The organism is Marinobacter sp. 1-4A (assembly GCF_016597725.1).
Lineage (GTDB): Bacteria > Pseudomonadota > Gammaproteobacteria > Pseudomonadales > Oleiphilaceae > Marinobacter.
The window spans coordinates 22,968-48,666 of sequence record NZ_VCGY01000004.1 but is presented as its reverse complement, the minus strand read 5'-3'; the positions used below and the strand labels follow the sequence as shown (position 1 = coordinate 48,666).

At 52.1% G+C, this 25,699-nt stretch carries 25 protein-coding genes and 1 tRNA gene; 2 read left to right on the top strand and 24 right to left on the bottom strand.

The features are described from left to right. Nucleotide 1 precedes the first annotated feature (1 nt). The 6 genes from rlmN to trmJ form a co-directional block, all read right to left on the bottom strand. Nucleotides 2-1,114: a 23S rRNA (adenine(2503)-C(2))-methyltransferase RlmN gene (gene rlmN, locus FE845_RS10065; RefSeq protein ID WP_200364109.1), complete on the bottom strand. Its 1,113-nt coding sequence runs from the start codon at nucleotides 1,112-1,114 to the stop codon at nucleotides 2-4. Between the two features lie 60 nt (nucleotides 1,115-1,174). After that, nucleotides 1,175-1,603 carry a nucleoside-diphosphate kinase gene (gene ndk, locus FE845_RS10060; RefSeq protein WP_200364107.1) on the bottom strand — a complete coding sequence of 143 codons (429 nt, stop codon included), beginning with the start codon at nucleotides 1,601-1,603 and terminating at the stop codon, nucleotides 1,175-1,177. A gap of 82 nt (nucleotides 1,604-1,685) precedes the next feature. Beyond that, on the bottom strand, nucleotides 1,686-2,834 hold the full coding sequence (locus tag FE845_RS10055; protein WP_200364104.1) for an IscS subfamily cysteine desulfurase: 1,149 nt from the start codon (nucleotides 2,832-2,834) through the stop codon (nucleotides 1,686-1,688). A gap of 18 nt (nucleotides 2,835-2,852) precedes the next feature. Beyond that, on the bottom strand, nucleotides 2,853-3,350 hold the full coding sequence (gene iscR / locus FE845_RS10050) for a Fe-S cluster assembly transcriptional regulator IscR (protein WP_200364102.1): 498 nt from the start codon (nucleotides 3,348-3,350) through the stop codon (nucleotides 2,853-2,855). 77 nt (nucleotides 3,351-3,427) lie between these two features. After that, nucleotides 3,428-4,201, bottom strand: coding sequence for a serine O-acetyltransferase (gene cysE, locus FE845_RS10045; RefSeq protein WP_200364100.1), 774 nt, complete (start codon nucleotides 4,199-4,201; stop codon nucleotides 3,428-3,430). After that, nucleotides 4,194-5,057 (bottom strand): tRNA (cytosine(32)/uridine(32)-2'-O)-methyltransferase TrmJ, encoded by an 864-nt coding sequence (trmJ, locus tag FE845_RS10040; RefSeq protein WP_200364098.1) that lies wholly within the window; start codon nucleotides 5,055-5,057, stop codon nucleotides 4,194-4,196. The genes cysE and trmJ overlap by 8 nt, the downstream gene beginning before the upstream one ends. A gap of 174 nt (nucleotides 5,058-5,231) precedes the next feature. Between trmJ and FE845_RS10035 the strand changes: the two genes are divergently transcribed. Beyond that, nucleotides 5,232-6,032: an inositol monophosphatase family protein gene (locus FE845_RS10035; protein ID WP_200364096.1), complete on the top strand. Its 801-nt coding sequence runs from the start codon at nucleotides 5,232-5,234 to the stop codon at nucleotides 6,030-6,032. Between the two features lie 113 nt (nucleotides 6,033-6,145). Here FE845_RS10035 and secF read toward each other — a convergent pair whose 3' ends face one another. From secF to FE845_RS09945, 18 genes are all read right to left on the bottom strand, one after another. Beyond that, on the bottom strand, nucleotides 6,146-7,099 hold the full coding sequence (gene secF / locus FE845_RS10030; protein WP_200364094.1) for a protein translocase subunit SecF: 954 nt from the start codon (nucleotides 7,097-7,099) through the stop codon (nucleotides 6,146-6,148). Beyond that, complete coding sequence (secD, locus tag FE845_RS10025; RefSeq protein WP_200364092.1) at nucleotides 7,092-8,966, bottom strand: protein translocase subunit SecD; 1,875 nt, start codon at nucleotides 8,964-8,966, stop codon at nucleotides 7,092-7,094. Before secD ends, secF begins: the two co-directional genes overlap by 8 nt. A gap of 94 nt (nucleotides 8,967-9,060) precedes the next feature. Beyond that, the gene (gene yajC / locus FE845_RS10020) at nucleotides 9,061-9,387 is read right to left on the bottom strand and encodes a preprotein translocase subunit YajC (protein ID WP_413785081.1); all 327 of its coding nucleotides are present in this window, start codon (nucleotides 9,385-9,387) and stop codon (nucleotides 9,061-9,063) included. Nucleotides 9,388-9,456: 69 nt separating this feature from the next. Further along, nucleotides 9,457-10,578 carry a tRNA guanosine(34) transglycosylase Tgt gene (gene tgt, locus FE845_RS10015; RefSeq protein WP_200364717.1) on the bottom strand — a complete coding sequence of 374 codons (1,122 nt, stop codon included), beginning with the start codon at nucleotides 10,576-10,578 and terminating at the stop codon, nucleotides 9,457-9,459. A 14-nt stretch (nucleotides 10,579-10,592) separates the two neighbouring features. Further along, entirely contained in the window at nucleotides 10,593-11,705 is a 1,113-nt protein-coding gene (gene queA, locus FE845_RS10010; protein ID WP_200364087.1) for a tRNA preQ1(34) S-adenosylmethionine ribosyltransferase-isomerase QueA, read from the bottom strand. A gap of 41 nt (nucleotides 11,706-11,746) precedes the next feature. Continuing rightward, a tRNA-Leu gene (locus FE845_RS10005) sits at nucleotides 11,747-11,833 on the bottom strand. An 81-nt stretch (nucleotides 11,834-11,914) separates the two neighbouring features. Beyond that, nucleotides 11,915-13,135, bottom strand: coding sequence for a flagellar hook-associated protein FlgL (gene flgL, locus FE845_RS10000; protein ID WP_200364085.1), 1,221 nt, complete (start codon nucleotides 13,133-13,135; stop codon nucleotides 11,915-11,917). Between the two features lie 18 nt (nucleotides 13,136-13,153). After that, a complete protein-coding gene (flgK, locus tag FE845_RS09995) occupies nucleotides 13,154-15,199 on the bottom strand; it encodes a flagellar hook-associated protein FlgK (RefSeq protein ID WP_200364083.1) in 2,046 nt (681 codons plus the stop codon). 2 nt (nucleotides 15,200-15,201) lie between these two features. Next, nucleotides 15,202-16,218, bottom strand: a complete 1,017-nt coding sequence (gene flgJ, locus FE845_RS09990; RefSeq protein WP_200364081.1) for a flagellar assembly peptidoglycan hydrolase FlgJ — start codon at nucleotides 16,216-16,218, stop codon at nucleotides 15,202-15,204. A gap of 8 nt (nucleotides 16,219-16,226) precedes the next feature. Beyond that, nucleotides 16,227-17,324, bottom strand: coding sequence for a flagellar basal body P-ring protein FlgI (locus tag FE845_RS09985; protein WP_200364079.1), 1,098 nt, complete (start codon nucleotides 17,322-17,324; stop codon nucleotides 16,227-16,229). Continuing rightward, on the bottom strand, nucleotides 17,321-18,022 hold the full coding sequence (gene flgH, locus FE845_RS09980) for a flagellar basal body L-ring protein FlgH (RefSeq protein ID WP_200364077.1): 702 nt from the start codon (nucleotides 18,020-18,022) through the stop codon (nucleotides 17,321-17,323). Before flgH ends, FE845_RS09985 begins: the two co-directional genes overlap by 4 nt. Nucleotides 18,023-18,082: 60 nt before the next feature. Then, nucleotides 18,083-18,871: a flagellar basal-body rod protein FlgG gene (gene flgG, locus FE845_RS09975; protein WP_200364075.1), complete on the bottom strand. Its 789-nt coding sequence runs from the start codon at nucleotides 18,869-18,871 to the stop codon at nucleotides 18,083-18,085. 80 nt (nucleotides 18,872-18,951) lie between these two features. Next, a complete protein-coding gene (locus FE845_RS09970; protein ID WP_200364073.1) occupies nucleotides 18,952-19,704 on the bottom strand; it encodes a flagellar basal body rod protein FlgF in 753 nt (250 codons plus the stop codon). Between the two features lie 86 nt (nucleotides 19,705-19,790). Further along, nucleotides 19,791-21,692, bottom strand: a complete 1,902-nt coding sequence (locus FE845_RS09965) for a flagellar hook protein FlgE (protein WP_200364071.1) — start codon at nucleotides 21,690-21,692, stop codon at nucleotides 19,791-19,793. Between the two features lie 26 nt (nucleotides 21,693-21,718). Then, nucleotides 21,719-22,396, bottom strand: a complete 678-nt coding sequence (locus FE845_RS09960) for a flagellar hook assembly protein FlgD (protein WP_200364069.1) — start codon at nucleotides 22,394-22,396, stop codon at nucleotides 21,719-21,721. Nucleotides 22,397-22,414: 18 nt separating this feature from the next. After that, nucleotides 22,415-22,864 (bottom strand): flagellar basal body rod protein FlgC, encoded by a 450-nt coding sequence (gene flgC, locus FE845_RS09955; RefSeq protein WP_200364067.1) that lies wholly within the window; start codon nucleotides 22,862-22,864, stop codon nucleotides 22,415-22,417. A gap of 34 nt (nucleotides 22,865-22,898) precedes the next feature. After that, nucleotides 22,899-23,297 (bottom strand): flagellar basal body rod protein FlgB, encoded by a 399-nt coding sequence (gene flgB / locus FE845_RS09950; RefSeq protein ID WP_200364065.1) that lies wholly within the window; start codon nucleotides 23,295-23,297, stop codon nucleotides 22,899-22,901. Between the two features lie 221 nt (nucleotides 23,298-23,518). Beyond that, nucleotides 23,519-24,076, bottom strand: a complete 558-nt coding sequence (locus FE845_RS09945) for a nitroreductase (protein WP_200364063.1) — start codon at nucleotides 24,074-24,076, stop codon at nucleotides 23,519-23,521. Nucleotides 24,077-24,253: 177 nt separating this feature from the next. On the opposite strand from FE845_RS09945, the gene FE845_RS09940 reads away from it, so the two are divergent. After that, nucleotides 24,254-25,699 carry an adenylate/guanylate cyclase domain-containing protein gene (locus FE845_RS09940; RefSeq protein WP_200364061.1) on the top strand — a complete coding sequence of 482 codons (1,446 nt, stop codon included), beginning with the start codon at nucleotides 24,254-24,256 and terminating at the stop codon, nucleotides 25,697-25,699.

Genomic DNA, 25,699 nt, shown 5'->3' with positions numbered 1-25,699 from the left:
TTCAGGTGTTCACCTGTTGAACATTAATGTACCGCTGGCTTCTGCGGGTTCGATCTTCCACCTGCCCCACCAGTTGGCCGCAAGCTGCGTCTATATCGTCACCACGGGTTGTTCTGATAGTAGCGACATAACCCGCTTCGTTAAGAACGGTCTGAAAGCGCCGGGTCGCATTCATGCTTGGCCGGCGGAAGTCACTCTCGGGGAACGGGTTGAAGGGAATAAGATTGATCTTGCATGGAAGATCACGCAGTAATTCCGCCAGCTCGTGAGCGTGCTCTGGCTTATCGTTCATTCCCTCGATAACCGTGTATTCTATCGTCGCTTTACGTTTTTCGGGAAGACGGCTGAAATAACGTTTTGTAGCCGCCAGAAGCTCGGCGATCGGGTATTTTTTGTTGAGCGGCACCAGTTTGTTTCTTAGCTCATCATTGGGCGCGTGTAGCGAAATGGCCAGTGAAACATCCGTAACTTCCGCAAGGCGATCAATGCCGGGAACAACACCGGAAGTGCTGAGTGTTACCCGCCGTTTGGAGATACCGTATGCGAGATCTTCCATCATCAGGTTCATGGCATCTACCACGTTGTCGAAGTTCATGAGGGGCTCACCCATCCCCATCATCACAACGTTGGTAATTGGCCGATCCGGCCCTGGCTCAAACGGCATGAAAGCTTTGCGTGCAACCCATACCTGCCCAATGATTTCTGCGGCAGTCAGATTGCGGTTAAAACCGCGCTTACCTGTGGAACAAAACGTACAATCAAGGGTGCAGCCAATTTGCGAAGACACGCACAGAGTGCCCCGTTCGCCGTCTGGAATAAGCACGGTTTCTACACTGTTGCCGTTGTCCATGCGCATGACCCACTTGCGGGTACCGTCTTTTGACGTTTCGTCGTAAACAACTTCCGGGCCGCGAATCACGGCAACTTGCTTGAGCTTATCCCGCAGGGATTTACTCACATTGGTCATTTGATCGAAGTCATCCACACCCCGCTGGTGCATCCATTGCAGCAACTGAGTAGCGCGAAAACGTTTTTCCCCCAAGGTTTCGAAGAAAGCCTCAAGCTTGTCTCTCGGCATTCCCAAAAGGTTGGTTTTTTCAGCGGCCGCTGTCATTTTATAACCTCGATCAGATAACCAATGCGGGGCTGCCTTTGGCAACCCCGACCAACCAAATCAACCGCGCGGGCAGATTTCGTTGTCATTGAAGAAATAGGCGATTTCACGCTCTGCAGACTCAGCAGAGTCAGAACCATGTACCGCATTAGCATCGATTGATGTAGCGAAATCGGCGCGAATTGTGCCAGCATCAGCTTCTTTCGGGTTGGTAGCACCCATTAGATCACGGTTTTTCAGGATAGCGCCTTCGCCTTCCAAAACCTGAACAACAACCGGGCCAGATGTCATAAAGGCAACCAGATCGTTAAAAAACGGACGCTCTTTGTGCTCTGCATAGAAGCCTTCAGCCTGCTCTTGAGTAAGGTGCATCATGCGCGATGCAACAATGCTCAGGCCAGCCTTCTCGAAACGGCTGTAAATCTCACCGATAACATTTTTTGCAACGGCATCGGGCTTGATGATGGAAAGCGTACGTTCGTTAGCCATGGTATTTCTCCAGTAGGGTTGGGGTTAATGAGATTCAGGTAAATTTCAGGCCTGCGATTATACGCAGTCAAAGGCCCACTGCCTACCGCACTGAGCGAAGGCGGGTAACAACATCAACAATTTGCGCGCTCGCAAAAGCCATTTCATCGGGCGTTGTGTAGCGACCAACAGAAAACCGCAGTGCCCTATGGGCCTGTTCATCACTCAATCCAACCCCACGAAGCACGTAAGAGGGCTCAATAGTTGCTGAAGCACAGGCGGAGCCGGATGATACCGCCAAATTCCGTAAGCCCAGCATGAGAGATTCCGCATCCACGCCATCAAAGGAGAGATTAATAATACCGGGGACACGAGAGGCTTCAGAGCCATTGAGCGTTACTCCCGAGAGTCCGCTTAACCCCTGCAAGAACGACGCGCGCAGGCTTTCCAACAGACGGGTCTCATCGTCAAGGTTGCTCTGTGCGATAGCAAAGGCTTTGCCCATGCCGACTATTTGGTGGGTTGGTAAGGTACCGGATCGCATACCACGCTCATGGCCTCCGCCGTGAATTTGCGCCTCTATGCGCACATCTGGAGAGCGCCTTACATACAGCGCCCCCACACCCTTGGGGCCGTATACTTTATGACCGGAAAGTGCCATAAGATCCACCGACAACTCCGTAACATCCACAGGAAGCTTGCCCGCAGCCTGAGCTGCATCTACATGAAATAGAACGCCACGGTCGCGCAACTCTTTACCAATAGTGGCTATATCGTTCACAGACCCAAGCTCATTGTTTACAAGCATTAGGCTAACCAGTGAGGTTTCCGGCCTAAGAGCTTGGAACACTTGCTCTGGCAATACCACGCCATCACTCCCCGGCTCTAGCCAGGTAACCTCAACACCGCGTGCTTCAAGCCATTTGCAAGTATCAACAACCGCCTTATGCTCGATTTTAGATGTTACGATGTGCGCTTTTTCGCGATTGGCAACTGCACCTTTGATCGCAAGATTGTCCGATTCCGTTGCACCAGAAGTCCAAACTATTTCACGAGGATCTGCGTGGATGAGGCTTGCTACCTGACCTCTAGCTGCCTCGACGGCGGCTTCCGCTTGCCAGCCAAAACCATGGGAGCGAGAGGCTGGGTTACCAAAAACACCATCCGGTGTGAGGTATTTAATCATTTCTTCAGCGACAGCGGGATCAACGGGCGTCGTTGCCGCGTAATCCAGATATACGGGCTTTTTCATAAATTACAGAGGCTTGATTCAGGCGGGCGCCTGATCTTTCAGACGCTCGGTGTTAATCGTGTCGGAATCCCCATCGGCCTGACGGCGATTCTGTCTGTCCGCAACTTGGCGGATTTCGTGTCTTTTCATCAGGTCACCGAGGCTAATCCCGCTGAGAAACTGATGAATCTGGTCGCTAAGATCAGACCATAAGTGATGAGTCAGGCATTTCTCGCCATTCTGGCAGTCACCTTTATTTCCACATCTTGTGGTATCGAGTGACTCACTTACCGCATCAACAACATCGGCAATGTAGATGTCGGCGGCTCCACGACTCAAGCGGTAACCACCGCCCGGCCCACGAATGCTTTCCACCAACTGCTGGCGGCGAAGGCGTGAGAAGAGTTGCTCCAGATAGGAAAGCGAAATTTCCTGACGGGCTGAAATATCCGCTAGCGTTACCGGCCCCTGCCCCCCGTGGAGAGCAAGATCCAACATAGCCGTAACAGCGTAGCGGCCTTTTGTAGTCAACTTCATGGCATCAGCCCCGTGATGGGATTGAATCTCAATATAGGAGCCTGAGTATGAATTGACCAAGTAATTCAGTCAAGTATTCAGCCCTGACCCTCTTTCTCATCACGCACACAATCAAAATCGTCTTCGTCCAAAACGGGCAGCTCTCCATTCTGGTACTCACTGCTCACTTTGCGCAGGGCTTTGCACATAATTTCAATGCGGTCATCCACCGCATGCATATGGTCTAGCAGGGCCCGCATTGAGCGAGCCATTGGGTCCGGCATTTCTTCGGTTACGCCATAGGCATCAAAGCCCATGCGCTCTTCCATTATTTTGCGACGGGCGTCGTCTTCGGATTTCTGCCTTACGATGACCCGGCCAGGAATACCCACAACAGTCGCGCCCTCGGGAACGCTTTTGGTAACAACGGAATTAGAACCAATCTTGGCTCCCGCTCCCACCTCAAAAGGCCCCAATATCTTTGCTCCGGCGCCGACTACCACTCCGTCACCAATCGTAGGATGGCGCTTACCCTTATTCCAGCTAGTTCCACCGAGGGTGACACCCTGATACAGGGTTACGTCATCACCTATAACCGTGGTTTCACCTATTACCACACCCATACCATGATCGATAAAGAACCGTCGGCCGATTGTCGCACCCGGGTGAATCTCTATGCCAGTGAACCATCTAGCCAGTGTGGAAATAGTGCGGGCCAACCACTTAAGCCCAGCATTCCACAGCCAGTGGGAGAACCGATGAATCAACAAAGCATGAAGGCCCGGATAGTTGGTGAGCACCTCAAAGGTATTTCTGGCGGCAGGATCCCGATGAAAAACGCTTTTTATATCTTCACGTAAATGCCTAAACATGGCCACTTTCCTGTCCGGTAGACTCTTTACCGGCCTGTGTTGATTTAGTGTTTCCGGAAACGCCTGCAGCTTTTTGCACCGCGCTCAGAATGCCCCGGAGAATATTGATTTCCATCTGATCAAGCTTTGCCCGCTGGAACAGTCTGCGCAGTCTGGACATTAGCTGCCTTGGATTGTCGCGCCGGTGAAAATCCACATCATGCAAGGTTTGCTCAAGATGGGTAAAGAAGCCCTCAACATCGCCCACTTTAGCAAGAGGCACATCCCAGCCTGCATCGCCGGGCGACACCATCGACCTTAAATATGGGCTACCCTCAGTTTCTTCAAGGCTGCGCAAATACAGCATCCGCAACTCATAACACATGATTTGAACCGCCATCGAGAGGTTCAGAGAACTGTAATCCGGGTTTGAGGGAATATGGATGTGGTAGTGGCAAAGATGAAGCTCATCATTGCTCAACCCATGATTTTCCCGCCCAAAAACCAACGCCACTGAACCACGCTGGCTATTCTCTGCCGCAATGGCAGCAGCTTCCGGCGGAGGCATAACAGGCCAAGGTATTTTTCTCCCCCGGGCGCTGGTTCCCATAACCATCACGCAATCTTCCAGTGCTTTGTCCAAAGTGGGCACTACCTGTGCTCTGTCGAGTATGTCGGAAGCACCTGCAGCACGGGCATAGGAGGCCTCGTCCGGGAAGGAGTTCGGGTTAACCAGCCATAAATTGGCCAGCCCCATATTCTTCATTGCTCGGGCAACTGCCCCGATATTCCCGGAATGAGAGGTCTCGACGAGGACAATCCGGATTTTATCTTGAAACGCGTCCGGCCCTTCCAGAGGCGGAGATGGCTTATGCATTGGCGGCTGGCCCAAAGTTAAAATTTAAGGGCGAATATGATACCAGAAAGCACTGTCTTTCTGCGCCCCCGGATATTCCATGACTAGTGCTTTTACTAAGCCAAAAAACGTACAAGGAGGATGATCTTTTGCTATCATACCCGGCCTTCACACACCCGGATAATGAACACTCAGATGCAACCAGCTATCAAAATGGCCCTGCGCGTCGCGCGTCAAGGGTCGGATTACCTGAAAGCCCACTTCGAGCGCCAGGAGCCCATCGGTAAGGATGACGACGAACGTCGCCGCCAGTTGGACCGGGTCGAGCAATCCATTTATGACAACTTTGCAGAGCAACTCGAAAAGGCCTACAAAGATCACACCATCGCGCCTCTGAATGAATCAGATGCCGGTACAACCGAACGAAGCTGGCATATTTTCCCAGTTTTGGGTCGCGAAAATTTCCTGCGAGGCATTCCCGAGTTCGCTCTGGCTTTGGCGCAGAAGAAGAACAACCGTACGGAAAACCTACTGCTTGTAAACCCGGTTACGGGCGAAGAATACTCTGCCAGCCGTGGTCGTGGCGCTGCGCTAAACAGCCGCAGAGTAAGAGTTTCAGACGTTAAGCATGCTGAAAAAGCGGCTTTTGCTACCAACCTGCTTGATCAGGCCCGCCAAAGCGACAATCCGCTTCTTTGGGGTGAGATGGCTGCGGTTCTGGCGCAAAATTCATCCATGTTCCGCACGTCTGGCTGCGTTGTTTTGGATATTGCGCGAGTTTCAGCCGGCCTTCTGGATGCAGCTGTTATTTTCCGTCCAGATGCAGTGGATCTGGATCTGGGAGTAGTTCTGGCCATGGAATCCGGCGCACTGACTGCAGACTTTTCAGGCAACCCATCAACAGACAAAGCACGTCAACTCGTGGTAGCCAACCCGAAGTTGTTCCGTGAAGTCCTGAAGGCTCTACACCCCTTCCGCGGCCGCATGCCTAGCTAACCTGAGCACTCGGGCTAACAATCACAGCCCGATTTCAGACACAAAAAAACCGCCAACTGAGCAAAACAGTGGCGGTTTTTTTGTGTCTGGACATTCGTCAAGACGCAACATAACTACATGCGATTGAGCCATTCCGGAGGCTGCTCTTCCTCTTCGGAACCCTCGACACCTTCTTTGGCAGGAACCATGAGATCTTCACGGGACACACCCATGACCATCAGCAGGTTCGCAGAAACATAGATAGATGAGTAGGTACCCACCACCACACCGATTATCAACGCAAGAGCGAAGTTATTAATCGCCTCGCCACCCAGAAAATACAAAGCCAACAGAACCACCAAAGTGGTACCGGAGGTATTGATAGTCCGAGCAATGGTTTGGTGAATGGATTCATTGATAATATCCCAGGACTCCCCAACCCTCATCTTCCGAAAATTCTCGCGAATACGGTCCGCCACTACGATCGTGTCGTTCAGCGAGTAACCAATAATAGCCAGCAACGCCGCGAGAACCGTTAGGTCGAAGGTCCATTGGAACAGCGCGAACAGGCCTAGAACGATAATAACGTCGTGAGCCAGAGGCACTACCGACGCAATCCCAAACTTGAACTGAAAGCGCATACCCACATAGATGAGCACAACGACAAGCGCCAGCAAGAGCGCCAGCCCACTATCCTCTTTAAGCTCATCACCCACTTGAGATCCAACAAATTCTGAGCTGATTAGCTTCAGATCCTCCCCGGTCGCGGAAAGCGTATCCACAATCTCAAGCGCCAACTGGTCATTGCCGGATTCCGATAGTCGCACCAGAACAATAGTATCGGCGCCAAAATTCTGCACCACAAACTGATCATATCCAGCTTCTGTGAGCGTGGAACGAATCTCATCCAGCTTCGGAGCTTGAGCATACTCGAGCTCAACCGAGGTGCCGCCGGTAAAGTCCATACCGAAGTTTAGACCTCGTATTCCCAACAGCGCGATGGACGCAACTACCAGAATAATGGAGATCGCGGAAGCGATCTTCCGGAAACCCATAAAATCAAATGCTTGCTTTTGATCATCAGACATTGGCGAGCTTTCCTCCGATCGACAATTTCTCGACCCTGCGGCCGCCGTATACCATGTTAACGATGCTCCGGCTAACCATCAGCCCTGAGAACATGGACGTCAGAATCCCGATGCACAGCGTCACCGCAAACCCTTTTACCGGACCAGAGCCCATCGCAAAGAGAATAACAGCAACCAGCAACGTAGTGATGTTGGCATCAAAAATAGACACGAAAGCGCGGGAATAGCCGGAATTAATAGCCAATTGCGGCGATACGCCAGACTTTAGCTCTTCCTTTATACGCTCAAATATCAACACGTTTGCGTCCACAGCCATACCTACGGTCAACACGATACCGGCAATACCTGGCAGCGTCAGCGTGGCAGAGAGAATGGACATGCAAGCAATCAACAACATCAAGTTTACGGTGAGCGCAATATTTGCCACAACACCGAACCCGCGATAGTAAAAGAGCATATAAAGCAGAACGAGAATAAAGCCGAGCCCCACCGACATCATGCCAGCGTCGATATTTTTCTGCCCCAGGCTTGGCCCAATGGTGCGCTCCTGTACGAAATACATAGGCGCAGCAAGAGCGCCTGCACGTAAGAGGAGCGCCAGTTCCGACGCCTCGGGAATGGAATCCAGCCCCGTGATACGGAAGCTGCTGCCTAACGCGGACTGAACAGTTGCCAGGCTAATAATCCCTTTTTCTACAACCCGCTTCTCAGATTCCACGGGCTCACCATTGACCATTTTGGTTTCGGTTTCGGTGCGGAATTCGATAAACAGAACCGCCATACGCCGACCGATAGCATTACGAGTAGCACGATTCATTAGGTCGCCACCCACAGAGTCCATGGTAATACTCACCTGCGGCTGGCCATTTTCATCAAAAGCCTGCTGCGCATTGGCAACGTTGTTACCGGTGGCAATCACGTCACGCTCTAGGCGAGCTGTACGCTGGCGCTCGTCCCGAAAGCTGAACTGCTCTGTCTCGCTAGAGGCTGCGTCTTGACGGGCCTCCATGCGAAACTCCAGATTTGCTGTCGCCCCCAATACCCGCTTTGCTTGAGCTGTATCTTGAACACCCGGAAGCTCGACAATAATTCGGTCGGAACCCTGTTGTTGGACCAAAGGCTCAGCAACACCAAGCTCGTTCACCCGGTTACGGATGGTGGTCAGGTTCTGCTCAAGAGCATACTTACGAATAGCGCTTACCTCGGCTTCGGAAAGTGTGAGCACTATCTGCAACTCATCACCGTCGGCTCTCTGGTCTAGCAAAAACTCGTTATATTGACGCTTGATCAGATCAAATGCCTCGGTGCGAGTCGCTTCATCACGGAAACTCAAGACAATGTCGCGGGCGCCTTGCACATCTCCGCCTCTATACCGGATGCGCTCCTCACGAAGCTCGCGTTTAATCTGACCCGAAACCGCTTCAAGCCTTTGGCCAACAGCGGTATCCATATCAACCTCGAGCAGGAAGTGGACACCACCACGCAGGTCCAAGCCAAGCTTCATTGGCCCAGCACCCAAACTTTTCAACCAAGAAGGTGTTGAGGGCGCCATATTAAGCGCAACGAGATAATCTCTTCCCAAAGCAGCCTGAACAACGGGACGGGCACGCAATTGATCATCAGAACTGGTCAACCGGATAAGAGCATCCCGATCCTCAAGGGTACTACTTTTAACCTCAATGCCATCCGACTCCAACGCCTTGACGGCTCTCTCAAGCACAGCGGAGTTCACTTCGGTGCTGCTACGGGCGCCGGTGATTTGTACGGCATAGTCATCGGGAAATAAATTGGGCAAGGCGTAGATGAACCCGATCACGATCGCGATCAGGATAATCAGGTTTTTCCAAAGCGGGTACTTGTTCAGCATAGGATCCCTTGTAGCCAGCCTAAAAGCTGGCCTTGGTGTTTCAGCCAGAAAGGTTCAAGCCGGCAGGTATCAGGGCCGGCCAGAGAGTCCTTGCTCAGATATCTTTGAGCGTACCTTTAGGCAGCGCGGCGGCAACAGCCACTTTCTGTACCTTTACCTCAACGTTGTTGGAAATCTCAACAACGATAAAGTCGTCTGTTACTTTGGTGATCTTTCCGGCAATGCCGCCAGAGGTAACCACTTCATCGCCTTTATTAAGACCAGACATCAATGCTTTGTGCTCTTTTGCACGCTTGGACTGGGGGCGCCAGATCAGGAAATAGAAAATCAGAATAAAGCCGGCAAAGAAAATCACTTGGCCCATAACACCCATACCACCAGGCTGGCCAGCCGCCTGAGCCATCGCCAGTGTGGGCATCATCGCTATGAGACCGATCAAAAACAACTTAACTGATTTCATTAAAACTCTCCGTTGATTAAGCAAAAGATTTTACTCATTACCCATGGCTGGCACTGTCTCGCCGCGCAGAGCATAGAAGTCATTTATAAAGCCCGACAATGTACCTGCTTCAATGGCCCCGCGCAATCCAGCCATCAGGTTCTGGTAATAGCGAAGGTTGTGAATGGTGTTTAACTGGGCTCCCAGCATTTCTCCACACTTATCAAGATGATATAGGTAGCTTCTCGAGAAATTCTTGCAGGTATAACAGTCACAACGCTGATCCAGAGGTGCAGTATCGTGGCGATGTCTGGCGTTTCGGATCTTGACGATCCCAGTAGATGTGAACAAGTAGCCATTGCGTGCATTTCGTGTGGGCATCACGCAATCGAACATATCCACGCCACGCCGTACCGCTTCCACGAGATCCTCTGGTCGACCAACGCCCATGAGATACCGAGGTTTGTCTGCTGGCATCTTGGCTGGCAGGTGGTCGAGTATGCGAATCATGTCCTCTTTTGGCTCACCAACGGAAAGACCACCGATAGCGTAGCCATCAAAGCCGATGTCCGTAAGACGTTCCAGTGAGCGGTCCCGAAGGGATTCGTACATGCCGCCCTGAACAATACCAAACAGCGCTGACTGGCTGTCTCCGTGGGCGTCTTTGCTACGCTTAGCCCAGCGCAGAGAAAGCTCCATGGACTCTCTCGCCTGCTTCTCCGTTGCAGGATAAGGCGTGCATTCATCAAAAATCATCACAATGTCAGAGCCAAGATCCCGCTGAACCTGAATTGCAATTTCCGGTGACAACTCCACTGGCGATCCGTCTACCGGAGAGCGAAACGTTACCTTCTCTTCGGTAATTTTGCGCATTTCGCCCAAACTGAATACTTGGAAGCCGCCGGAATCCGTAAGTATTGGCCCTTTCCACTGGGTAAAATCGTGAAGGTCGCCGTGGGCTTTTATCACGTCTGTACCCGGACGCAACATCAGGTGGAACGTATTGCCAAGAATGATTTCTGCGCCGATCTCATGGATATCGCGGGGAAGCATTCCCTTTACCGTGCCGTAGGTACCTACGGGCATAAACGCTGGCGTCTCAACCGTACCCCTAGGAAAAGTGAGTCTGCCGCGTCGGGCAAGGCCATCTTCGCCCAGTTTTTCAAAGGACATGAAACAAGACTGGCTCACGGTGTATCTCCGATGTTGGTTGTTTGCGTGCTGTCTGACCGTGCAGACTCGCCCGTTTCGCCAAGTAGCATACCCAGACTAGGCTCCTTCGCGGTTATAAACATGGCATCGCCATAACTGAAAAACCGGTATTTCTCACTCACCGCTTCGCGGTAGGCATGCATAACATGCTTATATCCGGCGAATGCGCTGACCAGCATAATGAGGGTGGATTCAGGCAAGTGAAAATTGGTCACCAATGCATCTACTGTTTGGAATCGGTAGCCCGGATGGATAAAAATGTCCGTTTCGCCCCGAAAAGCCTTCAAATGACCGCTCCGACTTGCAGATTCGAGAGATCTTACAGAGGTTGTTCCCACAGCAACCACTCGACCACCGCGGGCGCGGGCGCGATTGACCGCCTCGACTGCATCCTCCGGCACGTGCACTAATTCACTGTGCATCACATGCTCGTCTAAACGGTCTACGCGAACCGGCTGAAAGGTCCCAGCCCCTACGTGCAGAGTAACGTATGTGCTTTCGACACCTCGCGCTTTCAACGCTTGCAATACAGCCTCATCAAAATGCAGACCTGCGGTCGGCGCTGCTACGGCACCAGCTTCCTTCGCGTAGACAGTTTGATACCGCTCGCGATCTTCTGTCTCATCAGGACGATCAACATAAGGCGGCAAAGGCATGTGCCCGATGCGCTCCAGCAGATCCAAAACCGGCTCACCGGCCTCGCTTTCAAGATGGAACAAGGCGTCGCTTCGCCCTGTCATACACAGAGCACTGCCATCCTCAAGAATGACCTTCTGCCCGTCCTTCAATGCTTTAGACGAACGGACATGGGCAATAAGCTGGTGTTCGCCGGTCACTCTCTCAACAAGCACTTCAACTTGACCACCGGTTTCTTTTTTGCCGAATAGGCGCGCCGGAATAACACGGGTATTGTTGAATACAAGGAGGTCGCCGGGCTGCAGGAGATCCGGTAGGTCAGTAAAATAACGGTGTGCAGTATCGCCGGATATGCCATCAAGACATAGTAAACGGGAAGCGCTACGTTCCCTGAGAGGGTACCGGGCGATGAGTTCATCCGGGAGATCAAAATGAAAATCGGAGACGTTCATGGACTGGGCTGTTCACGACGCCGCATTACGCGACTTTAGTATGGTAGCGGCGGGCGGACTCGAACCGCCACGCTATTTCTAGCAACGGATTTTGAATCCGTCGTGTCTACCAATTTCACCACGCCGCCAACGAAGAGTGGGGGAATTATACTTAGCTTGATCGTGAAAGCAATACACAGATCGCGCTAGTTTTAAAAAAATCCCTGTAATTACAATCGGTCGAATAGCGACAGCTGGGAAACCTGCGCAAAAGACTGTTGCGCAGCCTGCAGAACAAAGCTCTGGAAGCTAAGATTGCTGATCGCTTCTGCGTAATCTACATCTTGCAGTTGCGAGCGAATTTCATTGGAGTACACCGAAGAATCTGCAAGGAAACTCTTGGTGGATTCAACAGCGTTCATGCGCCCACCAAGTTCGGTCTGCTTCAGAATAAAGCTCTCTTGGGCATTGTCGAGGTTAACGAGAGACTGAGCGATCATATCATCGTACTGAGCTCGACCTTCCGGAGTCCCCTTGTCCAAGGATTCGAGGCCAGAAATCAGGTTTTCGATGGTGCCAAACACTGACTGCTTTTCATTGACCTTTAAAGTGAAAACATCTGTTGAACCCAAAGCCATGCCTGAAATAGTTGCCTCTATACCAGCGACCACGAAAGGCTCACCGCTTTCATAGGTAGCCGGGGTAACGGAAAGTATATTGCCCTGACTGTCTTGTGCCTGAATATTGTTGGCAGCATCGACAGTGATTGTAATGTCATCTGGAAATGAGCCACTGTAAGCCGCGTTGAGTGCAGCCTCATTCACTAGAGTTACGCCGGAAATAAACCCGCCTGAAGCATTGGTGGTGTACTCTCCGGTGATAGCAGCGGGCACGTTCATAAAAATGTCTTTGCCGTTATCGCTAATTGGCACGGTCACGCCGTCATCAATTTCCAGAACCCGCTGGCCTTCGTCGCCATTGTATTCATACACGCCGGCAGCATTTTTCTGGAATGCCTGTACCGACCCCTGAAACCCACTAAAAATGTACTCTCCGGAAGCATCTCGCGTGTTCCCGATATTCGCAAGCTGCCCTAAGCGCTCCTTCAGTTCAGAAGAAATCGACCGGCGGTCATTGGGCGACAAAGCCCCGTTGCCAGCTTGAACAGTAAGCTCACGGATGCGCTGAATAACATCGACCGCACTTGTTAGAGCATTCTCTTCCTGACTGAGTCGGTTATCCGCAAGATTGGCATTGCGCTCATAGGTTTTAACCCGAGAAAGCTCCTGGTCCAACTTTAAAATACGGGCGGCCGCTACGGGATCATCAGAGGGCTTGTTCACCCTCTTACCCGTGGATATCTGCTGTTGCGTGTTATTCAGGTTGCTGTTCAGCTCCTGCATCCGGTTGATACCGTTTGAAAACACCTGTTGTGATGAAATTCTGATCATGTCACATCACCTCGTCTTTTACCGGAACGTCTGCAGCAACGTGTTGAACAAATCCTGGGCTACCGAAATGACCTGTGCCGAGGCGTTATAAGCAGCCTGATACTGAATAAGCCTACCCGCTTCCTCATCAAGGTTTACCCCTGAAACCGACTCCCTTTGGGCCGTTGATTGCTCCAATAGAGTCTTTCCGGCCTCCAAATCAAACTGGCTCTGGCGGGTCTTTACGCCGATGTCTTCTACTAATCCAGCGTAGCCCTCGGTAAAGTTTTGACTCTTGCCGTTCAACGTATTGGCGGTGCCGAGTGCAGCCAACAATTCGGCATTGCGATTGTCTGAAACGCCGTTGCTGTTGTAATCAATCTCAAAGGTGTCTCCGGCTGCGGGCTTACCTGTTATTTTGAACTGAAACCCCTGATAGTCAGCTCCATCTGCGGGATCACCACTAAACACCGTATTTATTATTCCAGAATCATAAGCCTGATTAGGTGTGCCAATAACTGTGTTGGCTGGTGGCGGACCGGTAACCGTAAACACCAAAGCCGTCGGATCGCCGGGGTCAGGCGCAAAGGTTATGGTCAAAGGCCCATTCGCCAGCTCCCCTGCCGTCTCAAAGCCCGGCAACAGAGAGCCGGTAAACGGGTTGCGCACATTCAGCATAGTGCCCTGATCGATTTGACCGGTTCCAATATTCTGATCGCCGGTAGTGGCCCTTATCGGGCTCGCAAATGCCAAGTCCTCTTCCCGGCTCACCTGCAAGCCAATAGACTCTGCCGCATTTCGGCTTGGCTGAATTAGGTACTTGTCGCCAGCATTGAAAGTGCCTCCCTCAACACGAATATTAAACCCGGGCATCGTGATTTCAGATTGCACAGGGTCCGGCAACCGACCCTGATTAACGACTTTTCCTGACGCCTTATCTACAAGTTCAAAATTTCGCCCATCGCCGCTGAACTGCAAGGTCCAGCTTCCAGCAGGCAACTTACTACTATCGGTAATCTCAACCGCCAGCTGGCCGTTATTCGGCGCCAGATTGTTCGCGTTTGCTACAACGCGGCTTCTTTGGGTGGCCAGCGCATTAACATCGTTGAAAAACAGCCCTCCAAGGTCACCCTCAAGGTCCATTCCAATTTCGTGCTGATGATTTAGGCTGGACGCTAGCCCTATGGCGATCCGGCCCAACTCATCAAAAGCAGGTTTCAGTGCCTCACTGTCAAAACGCCTTAAGCCACCCAGCTTTCCGCCAGTGATTTGCTCGTCAATGTTGAGAGTGCGCCCGCCGTTGGTAAGGTTGAACTCCAATCGTGAGGGGTCTTCAGCGCTGCGCTGGGTATCGAGCTTCGCAGCGTTGTTTCCAATCACAAGAGAAAGTCCATTGGAGAGAGAGACGTTTACCTGACTTCCCTCGGTATCCGTTACCCGAATATTGACCAACTCAGAGAGCTGACGTAATTTTTCGTCCCGCTGATCCAACAGTTCATTTGGCATTCTGCCCTGTGCCAAACCCGGAGATTCCGAAATAGCCAAATTGAGATCGGCGATACTGCTTAGCAAGGTGTTAACGTCCTTAACGCCTTGCTGCATTTGCGTCTTCACGGATTCCCGCTGCTGGATGAACTCCTGACTCAGCGCCTGAAAGCGATTGACCACTTGCTGGGCCTCGCTCAACACTAATTGGCGCTGCGGCAAAGACGTTGGGTCTTCTGCGGCGTTCTGAAGGCTTGCGAAGAAATTATTCAGGGCATTGTTTAGGCCAGTGGTCTCACCACCGAGCAAATTATCCAGTCGGCTTAGCTCATTGTTTAATGCTTGCTGCTCTCCGGTCAGGGTGCTGTCTTCTCGAACCTGCTGAACCAAAAACTCGTTCGCCAATCGACGAACATCAACAACACTGACGCCTTTGCCAATTGTCCCCGCACCCGTTCGTTGTCCCTGTTGGGTTTCAAATATCACCTCCTGACGGCTGTAGCCAGGCGTGTTAGCGTTAGTGATATTATTGCCCGTCGTGTTCAGAGCGCTCTGGTGGCCAAGAATACCGGTCAGGCCAATACCAATCAGTCCCGCCATAACTATTGCTCCTCTGCCCCGCCATTCATGGCCTCATTGCCCATAGAACCGCTGCCCATGGAAAGTGTCATCAGAGAATCACGATTCATAATTCTGGTGATCTTATCTCCATACTGCGGATCGGTGGCATAACCAGCTTCCTGCAGTTTTCTGGCAAATACATCGGGCTGATCCGCACTGGCCAGTACATCCCGATAGCGAGGGTTAGACTCCAGAAATGCAACATAATCCCGAAAACTGGACTCGTAATCCGGATAGGCCCGAAAATTCGCGCGCTCTTTCATGGGTACCCCCTCACGGAATTCCGTGGTGGTTATGGTGACCGAATCACCCTGCCATCGGCTGTCGGCTTTGATGCCAAATAGGTTGTAGCTCGGCTCTCGGCCGTCTCCCTTTATCATGTGGCGCCCCCAACCAGTCTCCAGTGCCGCCTGCGCAACCATCAGCTTCGGATTAATTCCCGTATCTGCAGCGATTTTTTCAGCAACCGGCAAGAGTGCGCTTACAAACTGCTCTGGCGACTCGAACTGCTCGGGTAGGTCAGGCATGTCAGTAGCAGGCACGACAGTGTTATTCGCCACCACCTCGACTACCTCATCAACCCTTTGCGGCAAGTTCGGCGAAATAGGCGGCAAGCTGCGCTCATAGTCCGTGAGAGCCTTTTTATGGGAGGCCAAGGGATTACCCTTCTGGTCTATGCCCGGAATATTTTTACCCAATTGACGCACCAGAGCATCGGCAAGACCTGTGCCCTGCCCGCCAGCCATGGTAAGGCTCAACTGGCTATCAAACATGTCACGATACATCTCGGACTGGTTACTGTTCAGGTAATTACCTTCAGCAAACACATCTCCGGCTTTACGCATGGACTTCAGCATTTCAGACAGAAAAATACTTTCAAACTGGCGTGCCACTTCCTTCAGCGCTGTCAGCTTGTCGTCCCCGGCGCTGTGCTTAAGCGCATTCAGGCCGCTGAAATCGGTGTAGACTCTGGCTTGTTGAAGCTGATAGTCCTGCATCACATCACCTAGATAACAATAAGCTCGGCGCGAAGTGCGCCTGCCTGTTTAAGAGCTTCCAGTACAGCCATAACATCGCCCGGTGCTGCGCCGACTTGGTTCACGGCCTGAACAATCTCATTAAGAGTAACGGCTGGCCCAAACTTGAACATGCGCGCCGGGTCTTCAGTAATAGCAATCTGGGTATCTTGTTCGAGCGCGGTTGTACCGGCAGCAAAGGGGTTGGGCTGCTGAACTTCCGGGTTTTCCTGAATGGTCACTGTGAGATTGCCGTGGGTAACGGCCGCTGGGCTAACGCGCACGTTCTGTCCTACAACAATCGTTCCCGTGCGACTATTAATCACAACTTTTGCAGCATCCTCCGCAGGATCTACTTCCAGATTCTCCAAGATGGAAAGAAAGCTGACTCGCTGGGAAGGGTCACGGGGCGCGCGAACCGAGATCGATGTTGCATCGTGGGCATAGGCCATATCGGGTCCCAAACTCTCATTAACCACTTCAACAACCCGGCGCGCTGTAGTGAAGTCCGGACGCATCAGGTGAAAGGTAATGGTGTCGCCTCGGGTAAACGGGGAAACTATTTCGCGCTCAATGGTTGCGCCGTTTGGAATACGACCAACACTTGGCACGTTCACGGTTATTCGCGAGCCATCTTTACCCTCAGCACCAAATCCACCAACAACGAGACTGCCCTGCGCCATTGCGTAAACATTGCCGTCCGCTCCTTTGAGGGGTGCCATTAGTAACGTGCCACCTCTGAGGCTATCCGAGTTGCCTATGGACGAAACTGTCACATCTATCTCCTGCCCAGCCTTGGCAAACGGCGGTAGGTTGGCGCTTACAGTCACCGCCGCTACGTTCGCCAGATTTGGATTAACGCCGTCTGGTAACGTGATGCCGAACTGGTTCATCATGTTGCGGAAGGTTTGGTTGGTGAACGGGGCTTTATCGCCAGTGCCGTCTAGGCCAACCACCAAGCCATAACCCACAAGTTGGTTATTACGCACACCTTTGATCCGCGCCAGATCCTTTAAACGGTCTGCCATTACGGGTGCCGCCATTACAGCAAGCATCAGCGAGACAACTACGAAACGGCGCATAGTCATAGGGGCCACCACTCGCTGTTAAAGAACCGGGCTAACCAGCCCATCTGATTTGCTTGATCAAAGTCACCTGTGCCACCGTAAGCAATCCGGGCATCTGCAATTCGGCTGGAGGCTACTAGATTGCCAGGCGCTATATCCTGGGGGCGCACAAGGCCAGTTAACCGCACATATTCGTCACCGTTGGTCAGTGATATCCACTTCTCGCCACGCACTTTCAATACGCCGTTTGGCAAAACTTCTGTCACCGTTACGGTGATACTGCCCGCCAGACTGTTGCTCTGATCTGCTTCGGCTTTACCTTGGAAGTCTCTTTCACTTTTGATGGACGTTGCGATGCCAAAATTACCTTTACCCAGAATATTGGGTTCGGGCATTGAGATATCGCTGTCTTTATTGATCTTCGTTTCTGCGTTTTTGCTGGCGCGGGTGGACTCATTAAGAGTGACCGTTAATACGTCACCAATGTTGAGAGCCACTGTGTCGCCATAAAAATTGTAGTTGCGGGAACTTTGGAAAATTGCACCGGATTCCGGATCGCGCTGCATCATTGCCTGAGCGCGAACGGGGGCGTATGCCGGATCGTTAGGCTCGGCCCGAGGCCGGCTCATGGCCGTACATCCCTGTAGAAGGACCAGCAACCAAACCAACAAAAGGGTTCCTGTCGATCTGGTTAACCAAGTTGATGTAGTCGGTTTCATGAGTTTCCCCCTCACATTCTTACTCTTGCGCACAATCACAAACCCATTAATTTCATAGGGTTAGCCGATGTTCTGCGTAATAAACTGGAGCATTTGGTCTGTGGTAGAAACCACTTTCGAGTTCATCTCGTAAGCGCGCTGGGTGGTAATCATATTCACAAGTTCTTCAACCACTTCCACGTTGGATGACTCGATCATGCCCTGCTCTAGCGAACCCAACCCGGCCAGCCCTGGCTCACCCTCAGCCGGATCACCACTGGCATTGGTTTCTTTAAACAGGTTGTTGCCTATGGCCTGCAAGCCCTGAGGATTAATAAAGTCCACCAGAGTAATCTGGCCCAGAACCACAGGTGCTGCCTGATCGTCTGTAATGGCGGAGACTGTGCCGTCCTTGCCGATGGTCACGCTTGTGGCGTTCTCAGGGATATTGATGTTTGGTTGAAGCGCATAGCCATCCGGAGTAACAACATCTCCGTTAGCGTTCAGCTGGAACTGACCATCCCGCGTGTAGGCGGTCTGTCCGTCCGGAAGCTGAACTTGCAGAAAACCGCGACCACTAACCGCTAAATCAAGGGGCTGCTCGGTAATCTGTAGATTGCCCTGACCAAACTGCTTCGCTGTGCCGACCACACGTACACCGGTACCTAACTGCAAACCGGAAGGCAGTTCGGAATTTTGTGTGTTCAAGCCGCCAGGCTGCCGGTTGATTTGGTACAGAAGGTCCTGAAACACCGCCCGATCTCGTTTAAAGCCTGTGGTGTTCACGTTGGCCAAGTTGTTGGAGATGGTGGACATATTGGTGTCCTGAGCGCTAAGCCCTGTTTTACTTACCCAAAGTGCCGGATGCATCGTTATTACTCCTTGCCGTTACCTTGCGAGCGGCGAATGTTTGCCGCTTCTAGCCGGGTCGGCTTTGTTTTCAATCGTTATCAGAGGTTCTGCAACAGCCGTGCCGCCGCCTCGGAATTCTCGTTTGCCGTGCGCATAACCTTCACTTGCATCTCGTACTGGCGGGACAGCTGAAGGTTGGACACCATCTCTTCCACAGCATTTACATTCGAGCTTTCAAGGAAGCCGGAAGCCACGCGCAAGGCAGCGTCTACTGGTTCTCCTCCGTCGATAGCCTGATCGGGCTTGCGGCGAATAAAGCCGTCCAAACCTTTCTCAAGCGCTTCCGGCGGTGGGTTCACCAGTTTCAGCCGATCCACTTCCACTAACTGGTCTGGCGGACCGCCAGCGGGAACAATAGAGACAGTGCCATCAGCACCAATCTGGAGATTATCAAAGGGAGGAAGCGCAACCGGGCCGCCATTACCCAGCACCATCTCGCCACTGGCAAGGCGCATCAAACCATTCACATCAATTTGCATGCTGCCGGAGCGGGTAAATACTTCTTCGCCAAGATTGTTCTGGATGGCCAGCCAGCCGTCGCCTTCTATTGCGACGTCCATCTTCCGGCCGGTTTGCATCAACGCCCCTGCAGAGAGATCTGTACCGGGCCGCTCTGCCATGGCGTAGGCACGGGTAGGATGGTGCTCGCCGAACACGGGCATGCTGCGGGCTTGGGCAAAGTCCTTTTTGAAGCCTGTGGTGTTTACGTTAGCCAGGTTGTTGGCGTGGGCGCGCTGCGACAGCATATTCTGCTTGGCGCCCGACATACCTATATAAAGTGCTTTGTCCATGGGAAAACTCCTGCCGGAATTTTGACTGTTTCCAGTACTCTTCCATAGTTCTAGCAGGAGTCATGCCACAGTTACATTAAAGCCGTTTAGCGGAGGTTAATGATGGTTTGGGTGACCGCATCGGACGTTTCGATGGTTTTCGCATTGGCCTGATAGTTACGCTGGGCAATGATCAGGTTAACCAATTGGGCGGAAAGATCCACGTTGGACTCCTCCACCGAACTTGACTTGATTCCGCCAAGGGTTCCGGTATCCGGCTGACCAATAATCGGCTGCCCGGATTCAAAGGTTTCTACCCAACTGGTATCCCCCACCGGCGACAATCCGTTTGTGTTGTTGAACGCAGCCAAGGCAACCTGCCCCAAGGCTTTGGACTGGCCATTCGTGTACCGGGCAAACAAGACCCCTTGATTCGAAACATCAAGTCCAGACAAGCGCCCGGTGGTATAGCCATTCTGGCGCTGATCATTAACGCCAAAATTTGCGCCATATTGAGTAGTGTCCCCAAGGTTCAATACAAACGCCGACGTAGTAGGTGGCTCCGGTATGGGAGTGACGACGGTCTCGCCAGGAAGCGGTGGGCCGTCAGCGCCGTTAGGCTGACCATCTGCATCTCTCGGAACCCAGTCTGTTACCAGAATTTCCCCGTTCGCATCGCCGTCGATGGATTGCAAAACGCCATCTTGGTCAAACCTTGCGGTATAGGGAGTAACATCCGTGCCTGCGACCAATTCGCCATCGATTTGCAAATACACAGACCACTCGCTGACCCCCACGCCATTCCCCGGCGATGGCGCTTTAACAAAGAACTGGGTCAACTCATGCGAATTGCCCAAGCTGTCAAATATCGACGTAGATGTGGCGTGGTTGTAGGTTCGCTGATCCAGCGGGTTAAATGCGTTAGTTATTCTGACAGGCGAAACCGGGAACTCATCCGCTAGGTTCGTGCCCGGGCCACCTGTTCCGTTAATTCCCGTAACGGTTCGGTCGGCAGTGACTTGAATACTACCCTCTGCAGTTATAGGGGCCCCGCCGTTAACCACAACACTTAGGTTTTCACCTTGGTTGTGGATAATTCGCAATTCGTCTGTGCCTGTTCCATCATCAACAATCGCAGCCGATATCGAAGTGTTGTCAGAGCGGTTGATTGCATCTCTTAGGTCTTGAATAGTAGAGAGGTTGGTGGGGTCAACGTTTAGTGGGCTCCCGTTAATCTCAATAGTGAACGTAAACCCGGGTGCTGCGACCACGGCATCGGTGATAGGCACCGGTGCCGTGGTCGTCGCCGACGCACTCAAACCAGGTATAGCGTCTATTCTATTCACAATCTGACTCGCACTGGTAAACGGAACCTGAGCTCCACCGCTGTCTACGTCGTATAGCTGTACGGGAATTGCAGGCTCTCCATTAGCATACTCAACCTCAAATTCTTCACCATTAATAGTTGAGAACGCCAAAGGCGCGAAATCGCGCACCCGTGATTCCAGCACGGACTCGCGCGAATCTAGGTTCAAGTCTGAACTCAAGTTCGTGGTGCGGCGCGGTGCCAAGTTATCGGTGGCAATTTCAAGATCCCCACGAACACCAGAAAGGTTGCCGTCATCATCCGCAGTGTAACCCTGCACACGCATAGACTGGTTATTTATCACAAAGCCGTCTTTATCAATAGTGAACTGGCCCGCCCGTGAATATCGGGTTTCGCCGCCGTTGTTCAAAATAAAGAAACCATCGCCTTGTATGGCCATATCCAAGCCGTTATCGGTAAAACTGATATTTCCCTGACTGAATGACTGCTCTATATTCTGAACATTCACCCCGTCTCCGATCGGATTGGAACCTCCGCTCAAAAAACCGCTTGCGTACAAGTCACCGAACTGCACTCGGCTGCCTTTGAACCCAACCGTACTGGCGTTCGCAATATTGTTGCCGGTTACGTCCAGGTCTACCGCTGCCGCCCTTAAACCACTAAGCCCCGTATTAAAAGCCATAAATCACCTCTGGTATGACACCGGTATTAATTAATTTGTTTAACGTCCGACAGAGCAATGGAACCCATGCCTGCCAAATTCAAAGTCACGGATCCGCCCTTGCCCAGTGACACACTGTCTACATTGGCGCTGACGAGAGTGGGCAGCTGCACACTGCCATCAGGGTAGGAAGCCTCAGCCACAATTCGGTAGGGACCGGCCGGCAAGCTATTGCCGTTGCCGTCTTTTCCGTCCCAACGGAACGACTTGACCCCTGCAGAACTACTGCCCAGATCAACCTGACGCACCAACTCACCGCCGGGGCTCACTACAGACAAACGCACTCCACCGGTGGACGCAGGCACTTCAATATTGCCGGATATTTCGCCCTCAGTACCAAGAATGCCAACCTCAGACGGCGCAAGAACCGTCTTGCCAACCATTGCCGAGGCCTGAAGTGCTTGCGTGGAGCGGAACTGCCCCACCACATCATCCACAGTTCCCGAAAGCTTCTGCATCTCTTCCAGCGAACTGAATTGCGCCAACTGGGAGATAAACTCGCCGTTGTCCTGAGGCTCCAAAGGGTTCTGGTTTTTCAGCTGTGCCAGCATTAGCTCCATGAACTCGTTCTTGCCAAGCTCGCTTTTGCCGCTAGCGCCGTCCTGTTGCTGGGTTCTGTATTGCCCCAGTACGTCAGAGGCTTCTGTTGCGTTAATTGCACTCATGGTTCAGTCCCCGCCCCGTTACTGCTGACCAAGTGTCAGGATGCGCTGCATCATGGATTTGGCCGTGTTCATAATATCCACGTTCATCTGAAAACTTCTTGAGGAAGACATCATGTCCGCCATCTCTTCCACTACATTTACATTGGGATAATAAACATAGCCGTCTTCATTGGCCGCTGGGTGATCGGGTTCGTAGCGCATCTGCAGTTCTGCATCGCTTTCAACAATGCCCTCCACACGAACCCCCGCGCTGGCGTTGTCCGACATTTCTGTGCCGAAGCCTTGCTGTGTCGGGTTCATCATGGACTGCTGGATTGCCGAGAAAACGGGCTTGCGTGCGCGGTATGTGGCGTCCGTGCTTGAGCTCGCCGTTTCTGCGTTTGCAATGTTTGAGGCGGTAGTGTTAAGCCGCAACGATTGCGCTGTCATGCCGGAACCGGCGATATCAAAAATGCTGCCAAGTGACATGATGTCTCTCCTTCGCTAATCGGGAAACGGCGGCTTACTCACCTTTCAGGGCTTTGGTCAGCCCAGTAAACTTGCCATTTAGAAACTGAAAACTGGCTTGGTAATCCATCGCATTACGCATGAACCGGGTCTGCTCTGCTTGAGCATCGACCGTATTACCATCCACGGAAGGCTGGTTCGGCACTCGGTACAGCAAATCTGAATCTGCGGCACCGCCAGAGGCATCCATGTGGGCGGAGTGTGTTTTCTCCATGCCAAAACCACTCATGTTGTCCTGCGCTTTTTGCATCATGGCCTGAAAGTCCAGATCCCGGGCCTTAAAACCCGGCGTATCGGCGTTCGCCAAGTTGTTCGCCAGAACTTCAGCGCGCTTTACTCTGGTTTCCAGCGCGTGTTGGTGAATACCAAGAGCCTTATCAAAAGTGATCGCCATACAACCTCCGAAATCCTGTTACCAGCGGTAAAGACCTTGCCGGTTTCGTTCTATGGCAGAACTAAAGCAATGCTAATGCCAGAATTCGGGAGCCCTTAAAATTAGGGCGTTGTGGAGGGTTTCGAATGGAAAAAAATAGAAAAGACAGAAGGGTAACGGCAAATTTAGGTGAAAGCGGCAAGCTGTTTCCCCCACCGAAATAGCGAGGGAAACACCCGGCATTATTTTATCGGCCAATGCGCAACAAACTCAGAAAGCTCGGGCCTGGGAACTGCAGGTTTGGCAGAGGACACCGTGCCTGTGTAAAGAAAGCCGATAATGGATTCGCCTTTTTCAAGGCCAAGACCCTGAAGAATCACGGGATTATATGCCATGTCACCCGTACGCCACATAACTCCATAACCGGCGTCTTGCAGCGCCAATGCCAAGAAACTCAGGCTTGCTCCGGCAGAAAGCACCTGTTCAACTTCCGGCACCTTGGGGTGTTTCTTGGGAGAAGCAATACCAACAATGACCATTGGTGCGCGCATGGCTTTTTTATGCATTTTCTCCAGCTTGCCATCATCAATATGCTCAGAGTAGCCCGCAGCAAACAGATCGCCGAGCGCTTTCAGATCTTCCCCCGCAATGACCAGATAGCGCCAAGGCCGCAATAGAGCATGGTCTGGCGCGCGCGCGGCACAAGCAAAAGCCCTTTCAAGCGTTGCGGTAGATGGGGCTGGCGCTTCCAGCCGCGGCTCAGATGCCCTATTGAGCAAAAAGTCAGTGACTGAATTCATAATCATTCATTTCCGGTAACTGAAGTCTGGGCGGATATCATCAAAACCAGATCAGTGAATTGTGGGTTATACGTAATGCTGATAACCTTTGGTCGTACTATCAAGGGATAGTTTTTAACATACTTTCTTTATGACCTATAAACGATACGGTTTCAGCGCCATGAGTGATCAGCGTACATGATGGGTGCTCCGGCAGATCTTCGCAATGCTAGCAATGGTCTGGGGAAATCTCTGGCATCCGATGCCCCGAACAGGCCGGTGGCCATTCCCCCGATGCCCGACTACAGCGGGCGTATTCTTGCGTATGCGGCTTCCGCCGCCACAATTACTGCAGGGGTTTCACAGGGCGTTTTCCAGCAATGGAATATATGGCTGGTTGCTGCAGCATTGATATGGCCGCACATCGCACACATGCTCACCCGGCGCACCTTTTTAAGAAATTCCCCCCGTATCCGCCAGAAAATGTTAACGACAGACTGCATCATCGGCGGCGGTTTCATCGGCTGCATCGGTCTAGTGGCGATTCCTTCCGCCATGGTCGCTCTAATGCTTACCTTTACCAGCCTGATCATCGGCGGGGTGCGTCAGTGGTTAATCGGCTGTGGTTTCATGGCCGTTTCCATTTTGGTCTTCTTGTCCATTTTTGGCCCGGCGGAGTCCTATCAATCACCGCTGCTAACCAGCATGCTTTCGATACTATTCACCAGTGTTTTCATCTGTGTGACAGCATTTTATTCGCACCAGCAGGCCCGCGCCCTTATGCTGGCAAAAACCCAGATTCAGAACCAACGCGAGCAGTCCATAGCGCTATCTCATAAGCTATCGAAATACCTCTCCCCCCAGGTGTGGCAATCCATTTTTACCGGGGAACGAGATGTGCGCCTTGAAACCCAACGCAAAAAGCTCGCCGTTTTCTTCTCGGATATAAAAGGCTTTACCGAACTCTCGGAAGAAATGGAGCCGGAAGCATTGACCGAGTTGCTAAACCACTACTTCAACGGAATGTCTGAAGTAGCGCTGAAATACGGCGGCACCATCGACAAGTTCGTCGGCGATTCCATTATGGTATTTTTTGGTGACCCCACCAGCCGTGGCCAGCGTGAAGACGCCTTCGCCTGCGTATCTATGGCCATCGACATGCGTAAACACATGAAAATAATGCGGCAGAAGTGGCGCAGCCAAGGCATAAAGTCGCCGCTTGAAATCCGCATGGGCATCAGTACCGGCTACACAACGGTGGGCAATTTTGGCGCTGAAAACCGCATGGATTACACCATCATCGGCAAAGAGGTAAACCTTGCCAGCCGGCTAGAATCTCTGGCGGAGCCGGGTGAAATTCTCGTTTCCTACGAGACCTTCTCCCTGATCAAAGATCGAATCATGTGTCGGGACAAAGGTGAAATTACGGTAAAAGGCTTCGGCAAACCCGTGCCAATCTATGAAGTTGTAGACTTCCGTAGGGATATGGGCCCCAACCACAGCTTTATGGAGCATGAGCACAGCGGCTTTGCCATGTATCTGGATTCTGAAAAAATCACAGATAAAGAACGGCAGAGCATTCTCAGCGCGCTGGAGGGTGCCGCAGAACGTCTGCGGCACGAGGAAGACAGCGCCCGCGAATAA